23 protein-coding genes are annotated in these 25,487 nt (G+C 74.1%); 12 read left to right on the forward strand and 11 right to left on the reverse strand.

Annotated features, from left to right (window positions below; genetic code table 11):
* The first annotated feature begins 10 nt into the window (after positions 1-10).
* Together prmA and DB32_RS30250 are read left to right on the forward strand one after the other, a co-directional pair.
* On the forward strand, positions 11-1,741 hold the full coding sequence (gene prmA / locus DB32_RS30245) for a 50S ribosomal protein L11 methyltransferase (protein WP_053236125.1): 1,731 nt from the start codon (positions 11-13) through the stop codon (positions 1,739-1,741).
* On the forward strand, positions 1,738-2,481 hold the full coding sequence (locus DB32_RS30250) for an RsmE family RNA methyltransferase (protein WP_053236126.1): 744 nt from the start codon (positions 1,738-1,740) through the stop codon (positions 2,479-2,481). Before prmA ends, DB32_RS30250 begins: the two co-directional genes overlap by 4 nt.
* Here the strand turns inward: DB32_RS30250 and DB32_RS30255 are convergent.
* On the reverse strand, positions 2,468-3,109 hold the full coding sequence (locus DB32_RS30255; RefSeq protein ID WP_157069566.1) for a hypothetical protein: 642 nt from the start codon (positions 3,107-3,109) through the stop codon (positions 2,468-2,470). The two genes, DB32_RS30250 and DB32_RS30255, sit on opposite strands and share 14 nt — an antisense overlap.
* Positions 3,110-3,221: 112 nt before the next feature.
* Between DB32_RS30255 and DB32_RS30260 the strand changes: the two genes are divergently transcribed.
* Genes DB32_RS30260 through DB32_RS30270 form a run of 3 tightly spaced genes read left to right on the forward strand, consistent with a single transcriptional unit; the run spans position 3,222 to position 5,751 of the window.
* Positions 3,222-3,830, forward strand: coding sequence for an RNA polymerase sigma factor (locus DB32_RS30260; protein WP_053236128.1), 609 nt, complete (start codon positions 3,222-3,224; stop codon positions 3,828-3,830).
* Entirely contained in the window at positions 3,827-4,801 is a 975-nt protein-coding gene (locus DB32_RS30265) for a FecR domain-containing protein (protein WP_053236129.1), read from the forward strand. The genes DB32_RS30260 and DB32_RS30265 overlap by 4 nt, the downstream gene beginning before the upstream one ends.
* Positions 4,798-5,751, forward strand: coding sequence for a hypothetical protein (locus DB32_RS30270; protein ID WP_053236130.1), 954 nt, complete (start codon positions 4,798-4,800; stop codon positions 5,749-5,751). Before DB32_RS30265 ends, DB32_RS30270 begins: the two co-directional genes overlap by 4 nt.
* 7 nt (positions 5,752-5,758) lie before the next feature.
* Here DB32_RS30270 and DB32_RS30275 read toward each other — a convergent pair whose 3' ends face one another.
* Positions 5,759-6,193 carry a hypothetical protein gene (locus DB32_RS30275; RefSeq protein ID WP_157069567.1) on the reverse strand — a complete coding sequence of 145 codons (435 nt, stop codon included), beginning with the start codon at positions 6,191-6,193 and terminating at the stop codon, positions 5,759-5,761.
* A gap of 107 nt (positions 6,194-6,300) precedes the next feature.
* On the opposite strand from DB32_RS30275, the gene DB32_RS30280 reads away from it, so the two are divergent.
* Entirely contained in the window at positions 6,301-9,459 is a 3,159-nt protein-coding gene (locus DB32_RS30280; protein ID WP_083457944.1) for a GspE/PulE/PilB domain-containing protein, read from the forward strand.
* Here the strand turns inward: DB32_RS30280 and DB32_RS30285 are convergent, their stop codons facing one another.
* Positions 9,460-10,404, reverse strand: coding sequence for a serine/threonine-protein kinase (locus tag DB32_RS30285; protein WP_053236133.1), 945 nt, complete (start codon positions 10,402-10,404; stop codon positions 9,460-9,462).
* A 78-nt stretch (positions 10,405-10,482) separates the two neighbouring features.
* On the opposite strand from DB32_RS30285, the gene gatC reads away from it, so the two are divergent.
* The 3 genes from gatC to gatB are packed head-to-tail and all read left to right on the forward strand — an operon-like array spanning position 10,483 to position 13,725.
* Complete coding sequence (gatC, locus tag DB32_RS30290) at positions 10,483-10,782, forward strand: Asp-tRNA(Asn)/Glu-tRNA(Gln) amidotransferase subunit GatC (RefSeq protein WP_053236134.1); 300 nt, start codon at positions 10,483-10,485, stop codon at positions 10,780-10,782.
* A complete protein-coding gene (gene gatA / locus DB32_RS30295; protein ID WP_053236135.1) occupies positions 10,782-12,245 on the forward strand; it encodes an Asp-tRNA(Asn)/Glu-tRNA(Gln) amidotransferase subunit GatA in 1,464 nt (487 codons plus the stop codon). The genes gatC and gatA overlap by 1 nt, the downstream gene beginning before the upstream one ends.
* Before the next feature lie 13 nt (positions 12,246-12,258).
* Entirely contained in the window at positions 12,259-13,725 is a 1,467-nt protein-coding gene (gatB, locus tag DB32_RS30300; RefSeq protein ID WP_053236136.1) for an Asp-tRNA(Asn)/Glu-tRNA(Gln) amidotransferase subunit GatB, read from the forward strand.
* A gap of 3 nt (positions 13,726-13,728) precedes the next feature.
* Here gatB and DB32_RS30305 read toward each other — a convergent pair whose 3' ends face one another.
* The 3 genes from DB32_RS30305 to DB32_RS30315 form a co-directional block, all read right to left on the reverse strand.
* Positions 13,729-14,655, reverse strand: coding sequence for a hypothetical protein (locus tag DB32_RS30305; RefSeq protein WP_157069568.1), 927 nt, complete (start codon positions 14,653-14,655; stop codon positions 13,729-13,731).
* Positions 14,656-14,772: 117 nt separating this feature from the next.
* Positions 14,773-15,489 (reverse strand): hypothetical protein, encoded by a 717-nt coding sequence (locus DB32_RS30310; protein ID WP_053236138.1) that lies wholly within the window; start codon positions 15,487-15,489, stop codon positions 14,773-14,775.
* 365 nt (positions 15,490-15,854) lie between these two features.
* On the reverse strand, positions 15,855-16,496 hold the full coding sequence (locus tag DB32_RS30315) for a hypothetical protein (protein WP_157069569.1): 642 nt from the start codon (positions 16,494-16,496) through the stop codon (positions 15,855-15,857).
* 58 nt (positions 16,497-16,554) lie between these two features.
* On the opposite strand from DB32_RS30315, the gene DB32_RS30320 reads away from it, so the two are divergent.
* Positions 16,555-17,511 (forward strand): acyl-CoA dehydrogenase family protein, encoded by a 957-nt coding sequence (locus DB32_RS30320; RefSeq protein ID WP_053236140.1) that lies wholly within the window; start codon positions 16,555-16,557, stop codon positions 17,509-17,511.
* Positions 17,512-17,514: 3 nt separating this feature from the next.
* On the opposite strand, the gene DB32_RS30325 is transcribed toward DB32_RS30320, so the two are convergent.
* Positions 17,515-17,805: a UBP-type zinc finger domain-containing protein gene (locus tag DB32_RS30325; RefSeq protein WP_053236141.1), complete on the reverse strand. Its 291-nt coding sequence runs from the start codon at positions 17,803-17,805 to the stop codon at positions 17,515-17,517.
* Positions 17,806-17,873: 68 nt separating this feature from the next.
* On the opposite strand from DB32_RS30325, the gene DB32_RS30330 reads away from it, so the two are divergent.
* A complete protein-coding gene (locus DB32_RS30330) occupies positions 17,874-19,187 on the forward strand; it encodes a hypothetical protein (protein ID WP_157069570.1) in 1,314 nt (437 codons plus the stop codon).
* On the opposite strand, the gene DB32_RS30335 is transcribed toward DB32_RS30330, so the two are convergent.
* Together DB32_RS30335 and DB32_RS30340 are read right to left on the reverse strand one after the other, a co-directional pair.
* On the reverse strand, positions 19,178-20,332 hold the full coding sequence (locus tag DB32_RS30335; protein WP_053236143.1) for a hypothetical protein: 1,155 nt from the start codon (positions 20,330-20,332) through the stop codon (positions 19,178-19,180). The two genes, DB32_RS30330 and DB32_RS30335, sit on opposite strands and share 10 nt — an antisense overlap.
* A 4-nt stretch (positions 20,333-20,336) precedes the next feature.
* On the reverse strand, positions 20,337-21,188 hold the full coding sequence (locus tag DB32_RS30340) for a hypothetical protein (protein ID WP_053236144.1): 852 nt from the start codon (positions 21,186-21,188) through the stop codon (positions 20,337-20,339).
* Between the two features lie 313 nt (positions 21,189-21,501).
* On the opposite strand from DB32_RS30340, the gene mtnA reads away from it, so the two are divergent.
* On the forward strand, positions 21,502-22,599 hold the full coding sequence (mtnA, locus tag DB32_RS30345) for an S-methyl-5-thioribose-1-phosphate isomerase (protein WP_053239005.1): 1,098 nt from the start codon (positions 21,502-21,504) through the stop codon (positions 22,597-22,599).
* Here mtnA and DB32_RS30350 read toward each other — a convergent pair.
* Positions 22,587-23,093 carry a DUF2141 domain-containing protein gene (locus DB32_RS30350; RefSeq protein ID WP_169791609.1) on the reverse strand — a complete coding sequence of 169 codons (507 nt, stop codon included), beginning with the start codon at positions 23,091-23,093 and terminating at the stop codon, positions 22,587-22,589. The two genes, mtnA and DB32_RS30350, sit on opposite strands and share 13 nt — an antisense overlap.
* A gap of 113 nt (positions 23,094-23,206) precedes the next feature.
* The gene (locus DB32_RS30355) at positions 23,207-25,405 is read right to left on the reverse strand and encodes a heavy metal translocating P-type ATPase (protein WP_053236146.1); all 2,199 of its coding nucleotides are present in this window, start codon (positions 25,403-25,405) and stop codon (positions 23,207-23,209) included.
* Between the last annotated feature and the right edge of the window lie 82 nt (positions 25,406-25,487).

A 25,487-nucleotide genomic window follows, 5' to 3' on the forward strand; every position in this document is an offset into this window, starting at 1 on the left:
AGGAAGAGCGATGGACGAGAGCACACCGCGATACCCGACGGTGCACGTCGAGGTGCCGGAGAACGACGTCGACGAAGCCTCGGCGATGCTGTGGGAGCTGGGCGCGAGCGGCGTCGAGGAGCGCGACGCGAGCACGCTCGACAAGCCGGTCGAAGGAGGCGCGCTGCTGGTCGCGCACTTCGACGACGAGGACGAGGCGCGCATCGCGACGGAAGCGCTGATCGGCGAGGAGCGCGGCTGGAGCGCGCGCATCGAGCACATCGTCGGCGACGAGTGGAAGCACCGCTGGCGCGAGTTCTTCAAGCCGACGCGGATCGGAAACCGACTGGTGATCCGCCCCTCCTGGGAACAAGTCGATGCCCGTGAGGGAGACGTGGTCCTGACGCTCGACCCCGGACAGGCGTTCGGGACGGGGACGCACGAGACGACGCGTCTCGTGCTCGCCGAGCTCGAGTGGTGGGTGCGCGGCGGCGAGCACGTGCTCGACGTCGGGTGCGGCAGCGGGATCCTGTCGATCGGCGCGCTGCTGCTGGGCGCGGCGGACGCGGTCGCGATCGACAACGACGAGCTCGCGATCGACGCGACGAACGAGAACGCGGAGGCGAACGGGGTCGCGGATCGCGTGAAGGCGAGCACCACGCCGATCGAGCAGATCGAGGGCAGGTGGGGCCTCGTGGTGGCGAACATCGAGGCGCGGGTGCTGCTGCCGATGGCCGAGGCGCTGATGGCGCGGGTGGCGCCGGGCGGGATGCTCGTGCTGTCGGGTCTGCTGTTGCAGGACGAGGACGAGATCCGGCGCGCGTACGCGGCGATGGAGCCGGTGGCGCGACGGCAGGAGCGGGACTGGATTGCGTTGACCTTCCGCGCGCCCGAGGCGCGCGCACGAGAGAGGAGCGACGACGTGCAGGACGCGAACGGACACGGGTCGCAGGCGCAGGGCGCCACGACGGCGGAGATCGACGAGCTGGCGGAGGCGGAGACGGTCGTCGACGAGCTCTCGCAGGAGACGCGGATCGACGACGCGGCCGAGGAAGCGGCGATGCTCGCGGAAGAGCAGCGCGCGGAGCAGGAGCGGGACGAGGCGATGTACGCCGCGGGCCGCGACGGCTTCGACGACCTCGAGACGTACGGCGCGGGCGACGACGCGGTGAGCGCGGAGAGCGCGAGCGACGACGACGACGACGAGGACGACGACGAGACGATGGAGGTCGAGGAGCACGAGACGCAGGTGCTCGAGGCGGGCGCGGCGGTGCTGCTCGCGTCGGAGCCGGCGAGCTCGGCCGACGGCTCGGTGGCGCTGCTCGCGCCGACCGAAGTGGACGAGAGCGTGCCGCTCGAGGGCGAGGTGGAGGCGGGTGAAGCGCAGCCGGTCGCGAAGACCGCGAGCGCGAAGACGGCGTCCGCGAAGAAGGCCGCCGCCAAGAAGGCACCCGCGAAGAAGAGCGCGGCCAAGAAGGCACCCGCGAAGAAGGCCGCCACCAAGAAGGCCGGCTCGAAGAAGGCCGCCGCCAAGAAGGCCGCCGCGAAGAAGGCACCCGCGAAGAAGGCCGCCGCCAAGAAGGCGCCCGCGAAGAAGGCGGGTGCGAAGAAGAGCGCGGCCAAGAAGGCCGGCTCGAAGAAGGCGAGCGCGAAGAAGGCGAGCGCCAAGAGGGCGCCCGCGAAGAAGACCGCCAAGAAGGCGCCCGCGAAGAAGACCGCGGCGAAGAAGACCGCGGCGAAGAAGAAGTCGCGCCGCGGATGAGCGAGCCGCGCCGGCTGCACGCGCGCGCGCTGGGCGACCCCGGCGCGCGCGTCGTGCTCGACGCCGACGCGGCCCGACACGCGCGTGTGCTCCGCCTGCGCGCGGGGGACCGCGTCGTGCTCTTCGACGGCGTCGGTGCCGAAGCGGACGCCGTCGTCGAGCACGCCGACGCGACGACGATCGCGTGCGTGATCGACGCCCTGCGCGTCGCGGTCGCGCCGACGAGTCGCGTGGTGCTCGTCCAGGCGCTGCCGAAGGGCGGCAAGCTCGACGACATCGTCCGCGCGTGCACCGAGACGGGCGTCGCCGCGATCCACCTCGCGCTCGGCGAGCGCTCGGTCGCGCGACCCGATGCCGACCGCAGCGCGGCGCGCCTCGATCGACTGCACAAGATCGCGCACGAGGCCGCACGTCAGGCGGAGCGCGCGCACATCCCCGCGATCGTCGCGCCCGCACCGCTCGCCGAGGTCGCGCGCCGCGCGCCCGAAGATGCCGCGCGCCTGATCGCGTCTCCGCGCGCCGGCGTGACGTGGGACGAGGCGCTCGAGGGCGCGCTCGAGGCGTGGATCGCGGTCGGCCCCGAGGGCGGGCTCTCCCCGGCCGAAGAAGACGCGCTCGTCGCGGCGGGGTGGCGCCGCGCGCGGGTCGCGGTCCCGATCATGCGCGTCGAGACCGCGGCTCCGGTGCTCGTCGCGATGAGCGTCGACCGCCTCGCCCGCGCGGCGCTCACTGCAGGGTGAGCGGGACCACGACCCGCAGGTCCCCCGCGTCGCACCACGCGATCGTGGTCCAGTACGCGTCGTCCGAGATCGCCCAGCGCCCGCGGCACACGTGCTCGCCCTCGCAGCGATCACCGGGCTCGGCGTGGCTCGCGCGCAAGAGCTCGCACGAAGCCTCGTCGCGCAGCTGCCACGGCGTCGGCGGCACTCCGTCGTCGGGCGCCGCGGTGACGGCGCACGCGGTGACGCGACGTCCCGGCCCGCCGGCCTCGCACTGCGCGTCGGGCGCGGTGACGCACGCGCCCTCGACGTCGATCGACGACGGGCACGGGTGGATCCACTCGAGGTGAGACGGGCTCGACTCGCGCGTTCGCACGAGGCGCGCGCCGAGGCACACCACGCCGTCCATCCAGCGGACCTCGACCGTCTCGGCGGCGCACGCGCCGTCGAAGTCGCACGCGTCTCCCGCCGCGCCTCGCTCGCGCGCTTCGCTGCAGTCGTGCCACGGCCCGCCGCGGCTCTCGACCGTCAGCGGTCGCACGGCGGCGTCGCGACCGAGCGCGACGCCCTGCACGCGCTCGGTCTCGAAGCAACCTGCGAGCAGCACGAGCGCGCAGAGCGCGGGTGGGAGCGAGGACCTTCGACGCATCGCGACCTCCGGGTGTCCAGCGGACTCGCGCTCTCGGGCCCCGACCGCCCCGCATCGGCTCACCTTCGCGGCGCGTGAGCCGATCGACCCCGGTCGCGGCCCTGGAGGCCGAATGACCTCTCGACGCACGCCGCAGCACGCGGTCGCCACGCGTCGCGCCGAGCCTGCCGACGACGACGCGGAGCTCGTCGCGCGCGCGCTCGAGGGCGATGCCTGGGCGGAGGCCGCGATCTACCGGCGCCACGCGCCTCGCGTCGCGAACCTCGCGCTCCGGCTCCTCGGGCGGCGCGAGGACGCGATGGACGTGTTGCAGGACGTGTTCGTCGACGCGTACACGCAGCTCTCCGCGCTGCGCGATCCGGCTGCGCTCGGCCGCTGGCTGGCGCGCATGACCGTGCACCAGGCACATCGCCGGTTCCGCCGCCGCCGGCTCGCGCGCATGCTCGGTCTCGATCGCGGCGAGGACGCGACGCTCGACACGCTCGCCAGCCCCGACGTCTCGCCCGAACAGCGCGCGGAGCTCGCGCGCGTCTCCGAAGCGCTCGCGACGATGCCGCCGCGCCGCCGCTTCGCGTGGACGCTGCATCGCGTCGAGGGCGAGTCGCTGCCGGCCGTCGCGGAGTCGCTCGGATGCTCGCTCGCGACGGTGAAGCGCGAGATCGCCGCCGCGGAGGAACGCGTGCGCGCGCGGCTCGGCGCCGGACACGAGGAGGGGACGTGAGCCGGTCGGACGGTCCGCGCGCATCGCTGGGACGCGCGCTCGAGGACGCGGTGTCGGAGGCCGAGCTCGCGCACGCGTGGCGCGGCATCGCCGCGCGCAGGACGAATCGGCGGGCGCGGCGCGTGCTCGCGATCGCCGCGCTGGCCCTCGCGACTGCGGCCATCGTGATGATCGTGATCGCACGTCCGGATCCGTCCCCGCGCGCACCGCAGCAGCGCACGCGCGAGCGCGCGATGTCGTCGAGCGCGCGAGGCCCGATCGCGCACGCCGACGGAGCGCCGCTCTCGGGCGTCCTCCGCGGCGTGGGCATCACGCTCGACGAGGGTTCGTCGGTCGAGCCCGACGCGCTCGGCGATCTCGAGGTGCTGGCGAACGACGAGCACGAGGTCGCGTTGCACCTGCGCGCAGGCGGCGCGCGATTCTCGATCACGCCCGGTGGCGCGCGGCGCTGGCGCGTCGAGGGCGGCGGCGTGAGCGTGGAGGTCGTCGGGACGGTGTTCTCGGTGCGGCGCGACGGCGCGCGCGTCCACGTCGCGGTCGAGCGCGGCGTGGTGATCGTCCGCGGCGCGGCCGTGCCCGACGGCGTGCAGCGGCTCGGCGCGGGCGCGTCGATCGACGTCGGACCGCCTCCGACGCCGCCCGACGTCGAGCCCGCGCCGGCCCCGCGCGAAACACCCCGCCGCGCCGCGCGCACCGAAGCGCAGCCACCCGACGACGAGCCGGCGCGCTGGCTCGACGACGCCGATCACGCGCGCCGCGAAGGACGCGTCGACGACGCGATCACCGCGCTCGGCGCGATCGTCGAGCGTCACCCGCGCTCGCCCGAAGCGCCGGTCGCCGCGTTCACCCGCGCGAGGCTGCTCACCTCGCTCGGGCGCGAGGCCGAGGCACGCGACAGCTACGCGCGCGCGATCGAGCTCGGGCTCCCTCCCGCGCTCGATGCGGCGGCGCGCGAGGCGCTCGCCCGGTGAGATCGTGGTGCGCTGCGTGCGCGCTCGTGATCGTGCTCGGCTCCGCGGTGCGTGCTCGCGCGTGGATGCTCTCCGTCGAGGGCTGCGACGACACCGCCGTGCGCGACGGGATCGCGCTCGAGCTCGGCGCGACGCTCGACGACGACCCGTTCCACAGGATCGAGATCGCATGCCGCGACGCGTCCGACGCGCGCGTGGTGGTGACCGCGACCGAGCTCGATCTCGTGCTCGAGCACCGCGTCGCGCTCGCCACGATCCCGCCGCACCTCCACGCGCGCACGCTGGCGCTCGTCGTCGGCGCGATGGTCGAGTCCGCGCGCGCCGTCGAGGCATCGCCACAGCGTCCCGAGCCACCCCCGGTCGAGCCGACGATCGCCGCCGCGCCCCCGCCGGCCGTCGCGCGGATGCCCCTCGAGCTCGCGCCCGTGCCGGTCGCGCCTGCGCCGCACGGCCCCTCCGACGTCTCGCTCCGCGCCGGCGGTCGCGTCTACCCGCTCGATACCGCGACGGCGCTCGGAGGCGTGCGTGTCGCCGTCGCGTACGACTGGCTCGACGTCGAGCTCTCGGTCGAAGCGACCAGCGCACGGAACATCCTCGCCGACGCCGAATCCGTCCTCGCGCTCGCGTCGATCGGCGCGCGCCCGCTCGCGCTGCGTGAGCGCGTCGTGTCGCTCTCGCTCGGCGTCCACCTCGAAGGCGGCGTGTCGTGGACGGACACTCGGCCGCGCCTCGAGGGGTGGGTCGGCCGGACCAGCACGAACGCGGTCGGCGGCGGCTTCGTGCGCGCGCTCGTCGGGCTCGCGCTCGACCGCTGGCTCGACCTGCGGCTCGCGATCGACGTCGGCGTCGACTTCGGCCCGGTGATCGTGACGAGCGACGCGCGTCTGCTCGACGTCGCCGGGCTCTTCGTGGGCGCGACGCTCGGCGTCGCGGTCCCGGGGATCCCGTGACGACGGCTCAGGGCGCGCCGCAGGCGATCCACTCGCCGAGCTGGTCCCGCTCGGCGTCGCTCGGGATCGCGGTGCTCGTGCTCGGCGGCATGTACAGGTTCACGCGCGTCGGGCCCGCCGCCGCCGCCTCGTCGATCGCCTCGAGGTGCATCCGCACGTCCGCGAGCGTCTCGAGGTCCGTGCCGAGCGGCGCCCCGTTCCGCTCCGCGATCGTCGCGAGCTGCGAGTCGTGGCAGCGCACGCAATACGCCTCGAAGAACTCGCGCCCGAACGTGTCGTAGGTCAGGGTCGATCCGTCAGGACAGTCCGCTTCGGTCGCGCCCGGCGATCGTGTCCGCAGGCGCATCCCGCCCCCGTCGTCGCCCTCACCGCCCTCGCCTGGCCCGCAGCCCGCGAGCGCCACGAGCGCCACCACCACGAGCCCCAGCGTGCGTCCGGGCATGTCTTCGAGCCGTAGCACGCCCTCCACTCCCGCGCCGGAAACGCACAGGTTCGTTGACACCTCCCGAGGGCGCGGGCGAACATCGGAACCCCTCGGAACGACGACGCATGTCCGCCCTCACCTCCCTCCTCGCACGCGACCAGGTGGTCCCGGTTCGCAAGATCGAGGAGGCGCTGCAGAAGCAGGTCGTGTCGGGTGGCGAGATGTCGAGCGTCCTGCTCGAGCTCGACGCCGTCGCCGAGAACACGCTCGCCGCGTACTGCGCCGCGCTGTACGCGCTGCTGCCCGCGACGCGCGACGAGGTGATGCGCGTGCCGCGCGACACGGTGCGCATCGTGCCGCGCGAGATCGCCGAGCGTCATCGCCTGGTCCCGCTCGCGGTCGACGGCGGCACGCTGCTCGTCGCGCTCGCGCGACCGCTCGACGCCGACGTCGAGGAGCAGCTCGGCTTCCTGCTCGGCTTCGAGCTCGTCACGCGCATCGTCTGCGACGTGCGCATCTCCGCCGCGCTGGTCCACCACTACGCGATCGACGCGCCGCCGCGGCACACGCGCCTGATCGACAAGCTGCGCGCGCGCGATCCCGGACCGGTCCCGTACGTCGCGCCGCCGCAGGACGGCAAGGTCGATCGCCAGTCGCTCTCGCACATGCCGCAGAAGCGGCCGAGCGTCGCCGACTGGCTCGACGAGGAGGACGACGAGGAGGAGACGGCGCCGCCGCCGAGCACGCCGATCGTGCGCGCCTCGCAGGTGCCGGAGAGCCGCACCACCGATCCCCTCGGCGTGCCGCGCGAGGTCGTCGAGCGACACGTGCGCGAGGCCCCGCAGCGTCCGAGCTCGCTCCCGCCGCCGCAGCCGGTCGGGACCACGGGGAAGCCCCCGACCGACGCGCCCGAGCAGCCTCCGAAGTCCGACCCCGGCAGCGAGACCGCGCGCGCGCTGCGGCGCCTCCGCGGCCCGCTCACCGCCGCGCACGCGGTGAAGCTGCTCGAGCAGGCCGAGCACCGCGACGAGATCCTCGAGGTCTTCTTCGCGTTCTCGCGCCAGTTCTTCGACTACGCCGCGCTCTTCGTGGTGCACGACGACGTGGCCGACGGGCGCGACGCGTTCGGCTCGGGCGCGGGCCTCGATGCGGTGCGGCGCATCGCGGTGCCGCTCGACGTGCCGGGCACGTTCGGCGAGGTGCGGCGCTCGCTCAAGCCGCACGTCGGCCGGCTCGCGGCGTCGGATCTCGATCGTCTCGTGCTCCGCGATCTCTCTCGCGGCGCGACCACGCCCGCGCTGGTGATGCCGGTCGCGATCCGCGGGCGCGCCGTGCTGATGCTCTACGCCGATCGTGCGGGCGACTCGTTCACGGTCGCGGACCTCCCGGAGCTCGTCGCGTTCGTGCCGCGCGTCGTCGACGCGTTCGAGCGGCTGATCCTGCGGCGCAAGCGCGGCCCGGGGTACCAGCGCGGCACCGGCGGGGATCGCGGCGGCGCGAGCGGCGGCGAAGAGCCCAGCGAGGGTGAACGAGCCGGCTCCGAGCGCGACACGTTGAAGATGGCCGCGCGCGCGATGGCGGAGATCACGCCGGTGACGCGGCCGCGCGCGTCGTGGGCGGGCGCGCAGCCCACGCCGTCGACGCCGCCCGACGCGCTCCCCGTGCTCTCGCGCCCCGAGGACGCGCCGCGCCTCCCCGATCGTGCGTCGCTCCGTGATCGCGCTGGTCGCGAGCCGGCGCAGCCGGTCGCGACCCCGCAGCGTGCGGCGCCGGTCGCGTCGCGCTGGGAGTCGGTCGCGCCCCCTGCCGCATCGAGCGCACCGGGCCTCGAGACCGTCCCGAGCGAGCCGCCGCGGCCCGCGGTCTCGCGCACCGCGAGCTCGCCCGGGCTCGACGTCGCCGCGCTCGCGCGCTCGAGCGCCCCGCGCAGCGCGACGCTGCGCTCGATGCTCGGCATCCCGCGCGCCGCGCCGCTGCCGCCCGAGGCGAACGTCTCGCTCCCGCCGGTGTCGGAGCGTCCGCCGCCCGCGCCCGCGCGCGACGACGACGAGCCCGAGCTCACGCTCGCCTACGATACGAACGGCGCCGATAGCGGCGAGCACGACCTCGCCAGCGACCTCACGCCCGAGCCGCCGCGCTCCGCCGCCCCGCGCGCCGGCGGCGCGTACATCGTCCGCGACGCGGGCGTCGACGTGGTCACGGCCGCGCCGCCCAAGCGCAACGCGACCGAGCGGCCGCGCTCGATGCGCCCCGATCCGCGCGCCGAGGTCTCCGAGGACGACGTGCCGGTGACGCAGGAGGTCATCCACGTCCCCGCGATCGAGGCGCGCCGGCAGCGGCCTGCCGACAGCGCGCCGCCGCAGCGCCACGCCGCGCCTCCGTCGAGCGTGGAGAGCCCGACCGTCATCGTCGACATGGGCGATCAGGTCAACGCGATGGTCGTCGACCTCTCGCGCTGCGGGCCCGACGGCGAGCAGGCGATCGTCGACTCGCTCGTGCGCATGGGCGAGGTCGCGCTGCCCACGCTCGCGCAGGCGTTCCCCGGGCCGCTCTGGTTCGATCGGCGCCGCCCGTACCGCCGCATGCCGCGCGGTCGCGACGTGTCGGCGATCGGGCGGGCGCTGGTCGCGTTCCGCGAGCGCGCGGCGCCGTACGTCGCGTCGCTGCTCGACGTCGCGCAGTCGGACCGTCGCTTCTACGCGACGCTGGTCGCGGGCGAGATCGTCCATCCGACGTTGGTCGCGGCGCTCGCCGATCGCGTGTTCGACGACGACGACGGAGTGCGCGCGGCGGCGCTCGAGATCCTCCCGCGGTTCCGCAGCTTCAAGGCGGAGTGGGTCGAGACGCTCGCGCAGCTGCGCCGCGCGGCGAAGATCCGCGGGCGCGATCCGGAGAAGCGCCGGCGCGCCGCGCGCGCGCTCGGCGCGCTGCGCGATGCGGGCTCGGTGCGCCTGCTGATCGAGCTGCTCGACGACGAAGACCAGGATCTCGCCGACGTCGCGCACCGCGCGCTCGTCGAGATCGCGTGCGAGGACATGGGGACCGCGGCGCGCCGCTGGATGCCGTGGCTCCAGAAGAACGAGCGCCGCCACCGCATCGAGTGGCTCATCGACGCGCTCTCGCACAGCGACGAGTCGATCCGCACCGCCGCGGGCGACGAGCTCAAGTCGCTCACGCAGCAGTACTACGGGTTCCACCCCGCCGCGACGCGCAAGGAGCGCGAGGTCGCGCAGCAGAAGTACCGCCGCTGGTGGGAAGAAGAAGGCGCCCGGCAGTTCGGGTGATCACACGAACGGCGGCGACTCCGACTGCATCGTCCGCTCTTCCACGGTCGTGATCTCCACCGCAGCCGCTCTCGCCAGCGCGCCCAGCGCTCTCCGCGCGCTCGCGGTCGGCGTCAGCTCCGCGACCGCGTCGAACAGCGCGCCCGCGCTCGGATAACGATCGCGCGGCTCGGGCTCGAGCAGGCGCTCGACGATGCCGACCAGGCGTGGCGGCACGTGCGGCGCGGTCTTCGCGAGCGGCGCGCGATCCTTCGGCGTGCGCATCGGGCCGCGGAACGGGCGGCGTCCCGACGCCGCCTCGTAGAGCAGCACGCCGAGCGAGAAGAGATCGCTCGCCGTCGATGCTTTCCCCGTCGCCGCGTAGTCGGGCGCCATGTACGCGACCTTGCCCTTCGCGAACCCGGTCGAGGTCACGGCCGCTCCATCCTGCGCCTTCGCGATCCCGAAGTCCGCGAGCTTCACCTCGCCCACCTCGCTGATCAGCACGTTCGCCGGCGACACGTCGCGATGCAGCACGCCGTGCTCGTGCGCGTGCTCGAGCGCCGTCGCGAGCTCCAGCGCGAGCAGCGCGACCACGTCCGCCGCGAGCACGCGCCGGTGCGCGTTCTCGGTGTCGAGCACGCGCCGCAGATCCGCGCCCTCGATCAGCTCGAGCGCCAGGTACGGCGCACCCTCGTGCTCCCCCACGTCCAGCACCTGCACGATCGTCGCGTGCCGCAGGCGCGCTGCGATCCTCGCCTCCTCGAGGAACATCCGCACGAAGCGCGCGTCGTCCTGCCACGCGGGGAGGATCCGCTTCAGACAGACCCGCTGCTCGATGCCGCCCGGCCCGCGCCGCAGCGCTCGGAACGTCTCGGCCATCCCTCCCGCGCCGATCCGCGAGAGCACCTCGTAGCCCCCGATGTGCTCCCGTCGGGATCCTTCACGCGTGGAGTGCTCGGCCATGCAGCGCGCCCATCGGGTCCACCCGCCGCTCGTTGCGTGGCCGCGTGCTACCGTCCCGCCCCTTTCGGGAGGACACCCATGACCCAGCGGATCGGTCTCGAGGAAGTCCGGCACGTCGCGGCGCTCGCGCGGCTCGCGCTCGACGAGAACGAGGTGCGCACGATGCAGGCGCAGCTCGACTCGATCCTCGACTCGATGGCGACGCTCGCGAAGCTCGACACCGAGGGCGTCCCGCCGACGCAGCACGCGCTCGACATGGTGTGCCCGCTGCGCGAGGACCTGCCCCGCGCGTCGCTTCGCCGCGACGAGGCCCTGCGCGCCGCGGCGCGCAGCGAGGCCGGCGCGTTCGCGGTGCCGAAGGTCATGGAGGGCGAGTGATGCTGCACCAGCGCTCCGCCGTCGCGATCGCCGAGACGATCGCGAAGGGAGAGGTCTCGGCGGTCGAGGTCGCGCGCGCTGCGCTCGCGCGCATCACCAGCCTCGACGCGGGCATCCACGCGTTCCTGTACGTCGACGCCGAGGGCGCGCTCGCGGCGGCCGCGTCGGTCGATCGGGCGCGCGCCGCGGGCCACGCGCTCGGGCCGCTCGCGGGCGTGCCGGTCGCGGTGAAGGACAACCTCTGCCAGCGCGGCACGCCGACGACCTGCGCGTCGAAGATCCTCGAGGGCTGGATCGCGCCCTACGACGCCGACGTGATCGAGCGGCTGCGCGCCGCCGGCGCGGTGATCGTCGGCAAGTGCAACATGGACGAGTTCGCGATGGGCTCGTCGAACGAGAACAGCGCGTTCGGCGCCGTGCACAACCCGTGGCTCCAGGGGCGCGCGCCGGGCGGCAGCTCGGGCGGCAGCGCGGCCGCGGTCGCCGCGGGCTTCGCGCCGCTCTCGCTCGGCAGCGACACCGGAGGCTCGGTGCGCCAGCCCGGATCGTTCTGCGGGCTCGTCGCGCTCAAGCCGACGTACGGGCGCGTCTCGCGCTACGGGCTCATCGCGTTCGCGTCGTCGCTCGATCAGATCGGGCCCTTCGCGCGCGACGTGCGCGACTGCGCGCGCATCACGAAGGTCGTCGCGGGCCACGACGCGCGCGACGCGACCAGCGCCGACGTGCCGGTCGCCGACTACGAGGCCGCGCTCGGCAAGCCGGTGAAGGGCCTCCGCGTCGGCGTGGTGCGCGACGCGGTGGACGGCCCGGGCAACGAGCCCGGCGTGAAGGCCGCGATGGCGAAGGCGATCGACACGCTGCGCGCGCTCGGCTGCACCATCGTCGACGTCGCGCTCCCCACCGCGGAGCACGCGGTCAGCGCGTACTACATCGTCGCGCCCGCGGAGTGCAGCTCGAACCTCGCGCGCTTCGACGGCATGCGCTTCGGGCCGCGCATCGAGTCCGGCGATCTCAAGGAGACGTACGGCAAGACGCGCGCGCAGCTCTTCGGTCCCGAGGTGAAGCGCCGGATCATGCTCGGCACGTACGTGCTCAGCGCCGGCTACTACGACGCGTACTACGCGAAGGCACAGAAGGCGCGCACCCTCATCGCGCGCGACTACGCGAAGGCGTTCGAGTCGTGCGACGTCGTGCTCACGCCGACCTCGCCCAGCGTCGCGTTCCCGCTCGGCGCGAAGACGCAGAACCCGCTCGAGATGTACCTCGCGGACGTGTTCACGCTGCCGCCGAGCCTCGCGGGGCTTCCCGCGATCAACGTGCCCGCCGGCCTCGATCAGGGCCTGCCGATCGGCATGCAGCTCACCGCGCCCGCGTTCCGCGAGGACCTCCTCTTCCAGGTCGCGCACGCGTACGAGCAGGCGACCGAGTGGAAGGATCTCCACGCCCCCATCTTCTCCGCGTGAGGCTGAGGCGATCATGAGCACGGCGTACGAGACGGTGATCGGGCTCGAGGTGCACGCGCAGCTCCTCACCCGCACGAAGATGTTCTGCGGCTGCGCGACCGCGTACGGCGCGCCGCCGAACACGCAGATCTGCCCGGTGTGCATCGGCCTGCCGGGCGCGCTCCCGGTGCCGAACCGCCAGGCGATCGAGCTCGCGATCCGCGCCGCGCTCGCGACCGGGTGCGAGGTGCGCAGCGCGTCGCGCTTCGCGCGGAAGAACTACTTCTATCCCGACCTCGCGAAGGGCTATCAGATCTCGCAGTTCGAGCTGCCGATGAACGAGCACGGCGCGCTCGAGATCGACGGCCCGAGCGGCAAGAAGACGGTCGGCATCATCCGCATCCACCTCGAGGAGGACGCGGCGAAGAACCTCCACGGCGTGGGAGCGGGGACCGACACGCTCGTCGACTTCAACCGCGCCGGCGTGCCGCTGATCGAGATCGTCGGCGCGCCCGATCTGCGCAGCGCCGACGAGGCCGAGGCGTACCTGAGGGTGCTGCGCGACGTCCTGATGTTCGCCGGCGTGAACGACGGGAACCTCGAGGAGGGCTCGTTCCGCTGCGACGCGAACGTCTCGATCCGTCCGGTCGGCGATCCGAAGCTCGGCACGCGCGTCGAGCTGAAGAACATCAACTCGTTCCGCTTCGTGAAGAAGGCGATCGAGTACGAGGTCGCGCGCCAGGAGGCGCTCGTCTCGAGCGGCGGCAAGGTCGTGCAGGAGACGCGCACCTGGAGCGAGCCCCAGGGCAAGACGCTCTCGATGCGCAGCAAGGAAGAGGCACACGACTATCGCTACTTCAGCGATCCCGATCTGCCGCCGCTGAGCGTCGATCCCACGTGGATCGACGAGGTCCGCGCGAAGATGCCCGAGGCGATCCCGGCGCGCCGCGCGCGCTGGCAGAGCGAGCTCGGCCTCACCGAGTACGACGCGCGCGTGCTGAGCGCGCACCCCGGCGTCGCCGCGTGGTTCGAGTCGGCGGTGATCGACACCGCCGCGCTGACCAAGCAGCCGCTCGCGACGCTCGGCAAGAAGGTCGCGAACTTCGTGCAGAGCGAGGTGCTGCGCGAGACCACGACGAACGGGCTCGAGGCGCGCTTCCCGGTCCCGCCGCAGCGCCTCGCGGAGCTGCTCGCGCTCGTCGAGGGCGGCACGATCAACGGCAAGATCGCGAAGGACGTCTTCGCCGACATGGTGAAGACCGGCAAGGCCCCGAAGGAGATCGTCGACAAGAAGGGCCTCGCGCAGGTGACCGACACCGGCGCGATCGAGGCCGCGATCCGCAAGGTCGTCGCCGACAACCCGAAGGAGGTCGAGAAGCTCAAGGCCGGCAAGGCCGCCGTGCGCGGCTTCTTCGTCGGTCAGGTGATGAAGGCGACGCGCGGCACCGCGAACCCCGCGCTCGTCAACGAGATCCTCGACAAGGTGCTCGCCGAGAGCTGAGGCTCACTCGACGTTCACGACGGCGATGCACCACGTGTCGTGCGCGTCGAGCGGCGCACAGCGGTTGTCGTCATCGCAGTACATCGCCTCGCACGCGTGGTCGGCGTGGCACTCGCCGCCGACCGGCACGCGCGGCATGCAGAGGCCCGGCGACGCCGCGCGCGGATCGCTCACCGCGCGCGCGTCGCAGTAGAGGCCGGACACGCAGTCCTCGGTCGCCGTCGTGCACGGATCGCCGGCCTCGCCGAGGTCGGTGCAGCGGCCCCGCATGCGGTCGACGGTGCCGGTGATCTCGCAGCGCAGGCCCGGCTCGCACACGTAGCGCGCCCAGTGGCCGAGCAGATCCTCGCGCGGCGGGACCGGCGGCGTGCAGTCGCCGCCCTCGCGCACGCTGCCGACGAGGAACTCGTTCTGCTTCGGGATCTGGATCGGGTCGCAATACGGCGCCGCGTCGATCACCGAGCGCAGCCACGCGTCGCCGGCCTCGCGGTTCCACGTGAGCTGATCGCGGAGCGGCTCGAGCTCGGCGGCGGTCGCAGCGCACCCTGCGATCAGGATGTCGTCGCACTCGCCGGGCGGCAGGACGCGATCCGGTCGGTCGCAGCAGCGCGCGTTGGGCTCGCAGTAGAGCAGCGCGTAGCGCACGCAGAACGTGTAGTAGTCGCCGGCCAGCGTGCCGGGCTCGTAGCCCGCGTCGGGCACGCTCGGGAGCTGGGCATCGCGCGGCGGGCGACCCGCATCGCGCGATGCCCCCGCGTCGCGGCGCGACGACGGGTCGGACGGCACCGACGCATCGAAGCGGAGCGACGCATCGAAGCGCAACGACGCGTCGAGCTCGCCGCTCGGCCCCTCGCCGTCGAGCCCGTGGCTCGCGTAACAACCGGGGAGCGCCAGGCACAGCGCGAGGCCGACGGCGAGTCGTCCGTTCACGACGGCGAGGATGCCGGCGCGCCGGATCGTGCACAACCCGTGTGTCCCGGCGCACGTCACGCCGGCTGAGTGGGCGGCTCGGGCACGATCCGTCACGCCGATCCGGACGTCGTCGGATCACGCCGCGGGCTCGTCGACCTCCGGCTCGTCGCCCTCGTCGTCGCCCTCGCTCGCGCCCGGCTTGCGACCGCCGAACCCGAGCTGCCGGAGCAGCCGCCCGTCGGTGATCACCGCGCGCGCGATGGTGCTCCACTCGAGGTACCACGCCCAGAGATCGCGCTCGGCGAGCGCGTCGTCCTCGGGCGAGCGCGGCGCGGCCGCCTCCTCGGTGCGCTCGATGCGCTCGACGCGCGCGAGCAGCGCGCGCGCGTCGTCGATCACCGCGTCGGTCAGGCCGCGCTTCGCGAGCAGGTCGCGCGCGCTGCGGCCCTCGCGGCCGAGCCCGCCGTCGGTGCGCGCGCGCGGCAGCGCGGTGACGCGCTCGACGAACGTGCCGACCGAGAGGATCACCTCGGGGCCCGTCGTCTGCGAGAGGTTGAGGAACACGCGCTCGTGCGCCTCGGGCGCGTGGTTCCGGAGCACGACCTCGCAGATCGGGAACCACTTGTTCTCCCACGCGTCGAGCTCGACCACGACGCGCGGATCGGTGCTCGCCGGCAGCGGCGCGGCGGCGAGGCGCCCCTGGGTGAGACGCCCGAGCAGCGACAGCCCGCGCGCGAGATCCGCGTCGTCGAAGCCGTGCCGCTGCAGCGCCGCGGCGATCCGCGGGTTGCGAAGGCCCATGAGGAGCCGGAGCACGCGGCTCGCCTTCTGTCCGATCGTGAGCTTGGCCATGAGGATCTGCCCCTTTTCGATCGCGGCAGCGCCTCTCGCGCCCGCGATCCCGGTGAACGGCGCACGGCCCGAGGCAGGCTCACCACGAGCCCCCCGCGCCGCGCGCACGCCCCCCTCGTCGGGCGATGCGCGCCCCCGTTGCGTCGATCGATGCCCCGCATCGATCGATCACGGTCCCCGGGGGACCGAGGGGATCGGAGGCGGGGGATCGTCCGCCGGAGGCGGGGGTGACGTCGCGGAGGCGGGGGGCGCGGTCGCGCGACGCCCGAGGCCCCATCACGCGACGCGGGGCCGCGGATGCGCGAGGGTGGGCGCACTACGTCGCGACGCCCGAGGCGCCGATCCTCGGCCGGGGGGCGAGAGCGTCAGACGCCGTCGCGCGCGATGCGCGACCACATCGCGCTCGCGCATGCGCGCCACGCGGGATCGTCGACGGCGCGATACCGCGCGTAGGCGTAGGCGAGCGCGAGCACGTCGGCGCGCGCCGCGTCGGCGAGGCGCGTCGGATCGTCGATCGCGACGCCGTGCTGCGTGAGCTCGTGGCCGACCACGTCGGCGCGACCCGCGCGCTGCACCCGCTCGAGCGCCGCGGGATCGAGCGCGAGGCCGGTCGCGGCGCCGAGCACCTCGATCTGCTTCGCGCGCTCGCCGCGCAGCTTGCCGGGCACGACGAGCGCGACGATCCACAGCGCGAGCAGCGCGACGCTCAGGAGCCACTCGGGCCGCCCGAAGTCGATACTCTCGCCCCACATCAGCGCGAACGGCGCGACGAACGCGAGGATGGGCAGCCAGACCCGCAGGTACCCGAGCGCGACGCTCGTCGGGTGCAGCGGCAGGTCGATGCCGCTCCAGCGCACCGTCGTGGCGTTGCCGTGGCGCGAGACCTCCTCGCTCGTCACGTACATCGTGCGCAGCGGGAAGAGCGGCCCGATGAAAGACACGAAGATCGTGCCGACGAAGTGCCCCTCGCGCGTCTCGTGCACGCGACCCGCCATCATCTCGAGCATCGCGCGCATCGTACGCCGGGACGTCGCTCGCGTTCCCGCGCCGCGATACCTTGCGCGCATGCTCCACGAGGTCATGACGCGCGTGCTCCGCCCGCTCGATCCGCCGCTCGCGTTCGAGCGCGCGTCGGACTGGTGGGAGGATCACCTCGACGCGACGCGGTACTTCGAGCGCCCGGTCGATCGCGCGATCGCGGGGGCAGCGCGCGTGGACCGGCTCGGCTTCGCGTTCGCGGGCGGATATGCCGCGGCGCTGCGCGCGCTGGTGCCCGATCTGCCGCCCGACGCGCCCGCCTCGCTGGCCGCGACCGAGCAGGGCGGCGCGCACCCGCGCGCGATCGAGACGACGCTGACGCGCGACGGCGACGCGTGGACGCTGAGCGGGCGCAAGAGCTGGGTGACGCTCGGCGCGCCGGTCGAGCCGGGACGCACCGAGGGGACGATCCTCGTGATCGCGCGGCTCGCGACGAAGGGCGAGCGTCCCGAGCTGCGCATGGTGCGCGTCGCGGCGAGCGCGCCCGGCGTGACGATCACGCCGCTCGGCGAGATGCCGTTCGTGCCCGAGATCCCGCACGCGTCGCTCGCGCTCGAGAACGTGCGCGTCAGCGACGCGGACGTGCTGCCGGGCGACGGATACGACCGCTACCTGAAGCCGTTCCGCACCGTCGAGGATCTGCACGTGCACGCGGCGGCGCTCGCGTGGCTGCTCGCGATCGGCGCGCGCGCGCGGTGGCCGCACGAGGTGCGCGAGCCGATGCTCGCCGCGATGCTCGCGGCGCGCGCGCTGACCGACGCGGATCCCTCGGTGCCCGAGACCCACGTCGCGGTGGGCGGCGTGATCGCGACGACGCGCACCGCGATCGAGGCGTGCGAGCCGTGCTGGTCGTCGGTCGACGAGGCGACGCGCACGCGGTGGGCGCGCGACCGTGCGATCTTCGGCGTCGCGGCGAAGGGGCGCGCGCAGCGGCTCGCGAGCGCGTGGGCGCGCCTCGAGGGAGAGCCGATCCGCGGCGCGTGACGCTCAGGGATGCGCGCGCGGCGATCCGAGATCGAGCATCAGGTCGTCGACGTAGCAGTAGCTCCACGTCTCGCCCGGCTCCGCGGAGCTGATGATCGGGTGCCCGGTCTCGCGGAAGTGCTTCGTCGCGTGGCGGTTCTTCGAGCTGTCGCAGCAGCCGACGTGACCGCACGTCCGGCACCTGCGGAGGTGGACCCAGGTGTCGCCCATCGCGAGGCACTCCTCGCACCCGGCGGCGGGCTCGGCGGACGGGGCTCCGGTGACCTGATCCACGTGGCTGCAGCGTCGCGACATCGAAGGCCTCCTGGCGTCGTCGCGTGGTGCAATCGCGGCTCCAGCGGGCTCCGTGCGAGAGTGGGACGGTGCGAACGAGCTTGGTCCTCGCGATCGTGATCGCCGCGTGCGGCGGCGCGCCTCCCGCCTCCGATCGGGCCGAGGCGCGGATGCCCTGTGATCGCCTGGCGCGGGAGAGCCCGATCGCGGTCCCCGCGGGGCGTTCGATCGAAGCGACCTGCGGGAACGGGCGTGTCGAGGACCACGCCGTCGCATGCGTCGAGCGCTGCCAGGGTGGGTGCGGTGACGAGATGGCGTGCGCCGTCGAGTGCAACCACACGCGCGAGGCCTGCGACGGCGCGGATCTGCACGGCGAGACCTGCACGTCGCGGGGCTTCGCGAGCGGTGGGCTCGCGTGTCGTGCCGGCTGCGCGGCGCTCGATCTGTCGGAGTGCGATGCGTGCGCGACGTCCGCGTGCCGCACGATCGATCTCGGCGCGCTCGCGCCCTCCGACGGCGATCTGCGCCTCGTCGCGCTCGGACGGTCGGTGCGTGCGTTCTGGACGACGGAGATCGACGGCGACCCGCACCTCGTCACCGCGCAGGTCGGGCCTGGCCCGGCGCTCTCCGCGCCGATCGATCTCGGCGTCGAGGTCGCGCGAGAGATCGTCGCGAGCTCGTCGGCGTGGATCGCCGTCGTCTGGGCGGACGGTGCGATCGTCACCCGCACGATCGACGCGCGAGGACGGATCTCCACCGCGCCCGCCGGCATCGCGCCCGATCTCGGGCGCTACCGCCTCTTCGCGGTGCCCGCGCGCGACGGAGCGCTGGTCACCGCGGGCGAGCTCGGGAGCAACCTCGTGCCCGTCGTGCTCCTCGATCGGCGCGGGACCGTCGTGCCGCTGCCGGCGCGCGGCGCGGTGCACGCGATCGGTCCGCGCGATCGCATGGCGATCGTGCCGATCGCCGAGGGCCCCGCGACGGTGCAGGTCGCGGGAAGCGAGTCGCTCGCGATCGAGGCGCGCACCGGAGATCGGCTCGCGACCTGGATCCACGTGGCCGAGTCGTGCGCGGGCGGCGCGTGGTGCTACGGCGGCGCCGCGCTGCTGCGCGACGGATCGATCGGCGTGCCGACCGCGGGCGCGGTGATCGATCCGCCGGCGGTCGCGATCGCGGTGGACGGAACCGAGCGCGTCACCTTCGCGGAGCACGCGGACACGATCGACGGAGCCCGCGCGCCCCGCGCGCACGTCGAGATCGATCGCACCGCGTTCGCGCCGATCGTCCCGACCGAGCACGTCGTGCGCGCAGGCGACGTGATCGCGGCGCGCTTCGATCCCGACGGCGAGGGCCCCGAGGCTCCGCGCGTCGTCGTCGCGACGCTCTCTCGAGCTCAGCGATAAGCGCCGGCCGGCACCGCGCCGCCGACGCCGCGCATCCCGCGCGCGGCCTCCGCGAGCGCGCGCACGACGGTCCCGACCGCGCGCGCGTCGTGCGCGACTCCGTCCAGCTGCACGCGGATCCCGGCGTCGTCCGCGCTCACGGCGCGCGCGATCGTCGCGATCCGCACGATCGCCTCCGCGGCCTCTCCGCCGAGCGCGCGCCGCGCGCCCGCCTCGTCGCGCGCCTTCACCGTGAACGCCGCGTCGAACGCCGCGACCCCCACCTGCACGTCCTGCGCGCCGAACAGCTTGCCCACGTTCTCCGCGACGCCGGTGCGGTACACCGAGAGCCCGAGCCCGAGCGGCGGATCGAAGCGCGCCTCCGCGCGCGTCACGAGCGCGCCCTTCTCGGTCGTGACGACGACCTGCACGCTCGTGTCGGCGACGCGCCCGTAGATCTGCGAGCGCGTCGCGTCGTACGTCAGGCCCTCGGTCGTCGCGATCGCGCCCCACGACGCGTCGAGCGCGTGCTCCCACGTCGCGCGCCACCGCCGCCGCGCCGCGATCAGCGCGTGCGTGGCGCGATGCAGGCAGCCGAGCCGCGCGCCGAGCTGCGGCGCGTCGAGCGCCCAGCCGTCGTGCTGGAGGAACGCCTGTCCGTCGGCGAGCGCGAAGCGACCGATGCGGCACGCCTCGAGGACCGGCGGACCGACCGTCGGCTCGCGGAGGACGGCGCGCGCGTGATCGGGCTCGATCGCCTTGATGCGCAGCGCCGCGTCGAGCGCCGGGTCGCCGAGCACGACGTCGCTCGAGAGTCCGGCGAAGTCGAGCAGGTCACCGAGGATCGCGGTCTGCTCCGAGAGCTCGAGCCCCATGCGCAGCGGCGGATCGGGGTACGCGTAGTAGCGCGTCACGTTCACGCGGCGGCGATGCTTCCCGCTCCCGCGCGACTCGCTCGTGAGCTGCACGCGAACGCCGACGCCGTCGCGCACCGCGACCGCCTCGTGCGTGCCCTGCAGCGTGAGCCCGAGCGCCTCGACCGAGCGCGCGAAGCGCTCGCGGCTCGCCTGCGCCTGGCGCTGTCCGAGCACGACGAGCAGCACCACGAAGGCGACGAACGAGCCGCCGATCGCGAGCAGCACCACGAGCCCGAAGAGCGCTTCCACGTGCTCAGCCTCGCCGCACCCACTCGGCCTGCTCGCGCGTGAGCAGCACGTGGTCGACCACCCGCGTGCGCGCGATCTGCTCGCGGTTGCCCTGCTGGGTGCGGTGCACGTGGGTGAGCGAGAGCGTGTTCGTCTCGCCGCAGCCGCTGCACATCGCGAGGTCGACGACGAGGAACGGGTTGTCGTAGGGCTGCGCGCGCGGGACCTCGGTCAGCACGCGCAGATCGCGATCGTCGAGCCGCGGCGCGAGCTCGCGCTGCGCCGACACCGGCAGGCGCATCACGTCGGACGCGTAGGTGCACCAGCGCTCGCACTTCTCGCAGAACACGCCGCCCGCCGCGACGCCGTACGCGACGAAGGGCACGACGCCGAGGACGAAGAGCGCCTCCATGAGCCAGCAGACGCCGAGCATCACGCCGCTGACCGCCTCGCCGCCGCCCGTGCCGATCGACCACGCGCCGGTCTCGTAGATGCCCGCGATCATCGCGACGAGCGAGGGCGGCCAGAGCACGTCGAGGAACGTCAGGCCCGGGACGTCGGCGCGCGCGAACGTCGCGTACGTCCACGGGATCCACGAGAGCGCGTACGACCCCGCGGTCACGAGGAACGCGATGCCCGTGGCGATGAAGGGGCTGCGCACCTTCGCCTTCTTGAGGACGAACGCGATGACCGCGCCCATGCCCGCGCCGAAGAGCAGCGGCAGCAAGAAGGCGAGCTGCACCACCGGCACGTAGACCATCACGTACGCGTAGACGAACGCCGCCACGAACGCGATCGCGCCGCAGACGGCGAGCGCCGGCGGGAGCCAGAGGAGCGAGAGGCGGTTCGAGTGACGGTAGTGCGTCGCCGGGATCATGGCGGGTCGAGGCTCTCATGCGCGCGCGGGCGGCGTCGACCGCCGACCCGGGGTGCGTCACGCACGATCCACAAACGCCCCCCAGTGCTCCACAAGTTATCCACAGGTTCCGTGGATAACTCAGTCGCCACCCCCTGCCGCGTTTCGCCTCGATGACGCGCCGCGCCACAGCCGGAAACACGGAAGTGCCGAACCGGTCACGATACGCGCGTTCTCGTCACACCCGCGCCACGCGCGACACCCACACCGAGCGGCCCACGTGCTGCGCGAACGTCACCTCGGCGCGCCCGCTGCGGCGGTTATGCTGGCGACGATGCGCCTGCCCGAGCTCTCCCGCGAGCCGCTCTCCGGAAGCCGCGCGTTCTTCGCGGTCGAGTACGAGCCCGCGACGAACGAGGTCCTGCTCCTCGATCAGCGGCTCCTGCCCACCGAGATCCGCTACCTGCGGCTGCGCAAGGCGGACGAGGTCGCGGACGCGATCCGCACGATGGTGGTGCGCGGCGCGCCGGCGATCGGGATCACGGCGGCGTACGGGCTGGCGCAGCTCGCGGCGCAGGAGCGCGGGGACGCCGCGGTGTTCTTGATGGCGATCGGGGTCGCGGGGCGCGCGCTCGACGCGACGCGCCCGACCGCGGTGAACCTCGCGTGGGCGATCGCGCGGATGGCGCGCACCGCGGCGGACGTCGCGAAGCTCGAGCCCGACGCGCGCGCGACGCGGATGATCGCGGAGGCGGAGGCGATCCATCGCGAGGACGTCGCGGCGTGCAAGGCGATGGGCGCGCTCGGCGCGAAGGACGTCCCGATGGGGGCGACCGTGATCACGCACTGCAACGCGGGCGCGCTCGCGACGGGTGGGTACGGCACCGCGCTCGGTGTGATCCGGGCCGCGCACGCGGAGGGACGGATCGCGAAGGTGCTCGCGTGCGAGACGCGTCCGTACCTGCAGGGCGCGCGGCTCACGTCGTGGGAGCTCCACCACGACGGCATCCCGGTCGAGGTCATCACCGACTCGATGACGGGGCACTTCCTGTCGCGCGGCGAGATCGGGTTCGCGGTGGTCGGCGCGGATCGCATCGCGGCGAACGGCGACGTCGCGAACAAGATCGGCACCTACGGGCTCGCGGTGCTGTGCGGCGCGCACGAGGTGCCGTTCACCGTCGCGGCGCCGTGGAGCACGATCGATCGCCGCACTCCGGACGGCAGCGCGATCCCGATCGAAGAGCGCTCGCGCGACGAGGTCGCGAAGGTCGGCGCGAGCGTGCTCGTGGAGGACGGGATCCCGTGTCGTCACCCCGCGTTCGACGTGACGCCGGCGCGCTTGGTGCGGGCGATCTACACGGAGCGCGGGGTGATCCGGACGGGCGCGGGAGAGACGCCGGACAGCGTCGTGCGCCGCCCTCAGATGCCGTAGCGCGTCGTCACGACGAGCTCACCGCTCGGGGCCTCGCGGAACGCGAACGCCGCGGACTGGAAGCTCGGGAGCGAGAGCGAGGGCCGCACGTTGTTGGAGAAGCCGTAGCCCTCCTGCGGGATGCCGAGGAAGTCGCGATCGAAGCGGCCGTCGCCGTCCTCGTCGTGCGCGAACGCGAACGCGTAGCGCCCCGGCCGCACGGTCAGCTCGCAGCGCGCCTCGCGGCCGCGGATCCGCACGTGGCACGCCGCGACCTCTTCGCCCGCGCGCACCCAGCGCTCCGGTCGATCGAAGAGCGCGCCCATCACCTGCCCGCGATCGCTGCGCAGGCCGCGCACGCGGAAGACGAGCGAGAGCGTCTCGCTCGCGGGTGCCGGCGTGCCCGTGAGGCGCGACACGAGGGCTCGTTGCTGCCCGAGCGCGCTGCCCGCGAAGAGCGTCAGCACCAGCACCATCGACACACCGAGAGAGACCGCCGACGCTCGCTTGTTCACCGCCACGAGCCACCTCCGCCGCGCGTCCAGTGCTGCGCGCTCACGCGGATGTTTTGCGACGTACGTGCCAGTCTCGGTGCTCACCATCCGCGTGGCGCCGAGCCACGTGCGTGTCAGGGCATGTCGCGATCGCGCCCGAGGCGCTGCGCGCCGAGGCGCAGCGAGTTGAGCACGACGGTCACCGAGCTCATCGCCATCGCGCCGGCCGCGAGCGCCGGCCCGCTGGTGCCCGCGACGAGCCCGAACCCGCCGAGCGCCGCGAACGGCACCGCGACGAGGTTGTACCCGAAGGCCCAGCCGAGGTTCTGTCGCACCACGCGCATCGTCGCGCGCGCGAGCGCGACGGCCTCCGCGATGCGGGCGGGCGCGGGCTGCGCGAGCGTGACGCCGGCGCTCTCGACCGCCGCCGCGGCGCCGCTGCCCATCGCGATGCCGACGTCGGCCGCCGCGAGCGCCGGCGCGTCGTTCACGCCGTCGCCGACCATCGCGACCGGACCACGCGCGCGCAGCGACGCGAGCGCCTCCGACTTGTCCTCGGGGCGCATGCCCGCGCGCACCTCGTCCTCGCGGAGGCCGAGCTCGTGCGCGATCGCGCGCGCGCTCGACGCGTGATCGCCGCTCAGCAGGTGCACGTCGAGCCCGAGCGCGCGGAGCGCGGCGATCGCATCGGCGCTGCCCTCGCGCAGCACGTCGCGCACGGCGCAGAGCGCGGCCGGGCGCTCGTCCACGCGCACCAGCACGACCGTGGACGCGTCCGCGCGGTCCGCGTCGAGCGAGGCGCGCGCCGCGGGGTCGAGTGAGGCGGCGATCGTCTCGTCGATCGAGCGCACCTCGACCGCGTGTCCCTCGACGATGCCGCGCACGCCCACGCCCGGGGTCGCGATCACCTCGTGCGCGTCGGGCACGTCGAGCTTCTTCGCCATCGCGCCGTCGACGATCGCGCGCGCGATCGGGTGCTCGCTGAGCAGCTCGACCGCCGCGGCGAGACGCAGCGCGGCGACGTCGTCCTGGCCCGCGATCCCGTGGGCGCGCACGAGCTCGGGGCGTCCCTCGGTGAGCGTGCCCGTCTTGTCGAGCGCGACGACCTGCACGCGCGCGAGCGCCTCGATCGCCGCGGCGTCGCGCACGAGGATCCCGTGTCGCGCGGCGCGCCCGATCGCGACCGTGATCGCGGTCGGCGTCGCGAGCCCGAGCGCGCACGGGCACGCGACCACGAGCACCGAGACGCCCGCGATGAGCGCGGGCTCGACGCCGCGACCGAGCAGCCACCACGAGAGCGCCGTGACGCCCGCGATGGCGATCATCACCGGCACGAACACCGCGCTCACGCGATCGGCGACCCGCACGATCGGCGCGCGCGACGCCTGGGCCCGCTCGACGAGGCGCTCGACGCGCGCGAGCTCGGTGCCCTCCCCGGCCGCGATCACCGCGATGCGCAGCGCGGTCCCCGCGGCGAGCGTGCCCGCGAGCACACGATCCCCGGCGGCGCGCCGCACCGGGACGCTCTCGCCGGTGAGCCACGACTCGTCGATCCACGCCTCGCCCTCGAGCACGGTGCCGTCCGCGGGGATGCGCTCGTGCGCGCCGACGCGCGCTTCGTCCCCGGGGCGCAGCTCGCTCGCCGGGATCACCGCCTCGACGCCGTGCCGCACCACGCGCGCGGTGGTGGGACGCAGCGCGGCGAGCGCGCGGATCGCAGCGGTCGCGCGCTGCTTCGCGCGCTCCTCGAGGGCGCGCCCGGTGAGCACGAACGCGACGATCATCGCGGCGGTCTCGGCGTACGTGTGCACGTGCATCGCGTGGCCGAGGTGTCGCAGCGCGATCGCGAGCGACACGCCGAGCGCGGCGAGCGCGCCGATCGCGACGAGCGTGTCCATGCTCGCCTCGCGCGCGACGGCCTCGCGCGCGGCCTTCCGCAGGATCGGCCATCCCGGTCCGAAGGTCGCGAGCGCGGCGAGGACGATCTCGAGCCACGGCGCGCCGGGCACACCGGGGATCATCGCCGCGCCCATCGCGAGCGCGGCGAGGACCAGCGCGATGCCGGCGCGCGACGACTCCGGGCGCAGCGAGCGCGCTCGGGCTGGCGCGGCGACGTCGATGGGCGCGAGACCGTAGCCGAGCGCCTCGACGCGCTGGACGAGCGTCTCGGTGGTGACGTCCGCGCGGCTCGTGACGCGCGCGCGCTCGCGCACCAGATCGACCTCGCATCGCTCGACGCCTTCGATCTTCGAGAGCGCGCGCTCGACCCGCTTCGCGCAGGTCGCGCACGTCATCCCGCGCACCTCGAAGGTCCTCGTGTCGGCCGCGTCCACGGGCGATCCCTACGGCCGACCGAGCCTCGCGGCCACGCTGACAGCGACGTGCGCGTGTCTACCTGTGCGGGGTTGGCCCCGC

Source organism: Sandaracinus amylolyticus, from assembly GCF_000737325.1.
Lineage (GTDB): Bacteria > Myxococcota_A > Polyangia > Polyangiales > Sandaracinaceae > Sandaracinus > Sandaracinus amylolyticus.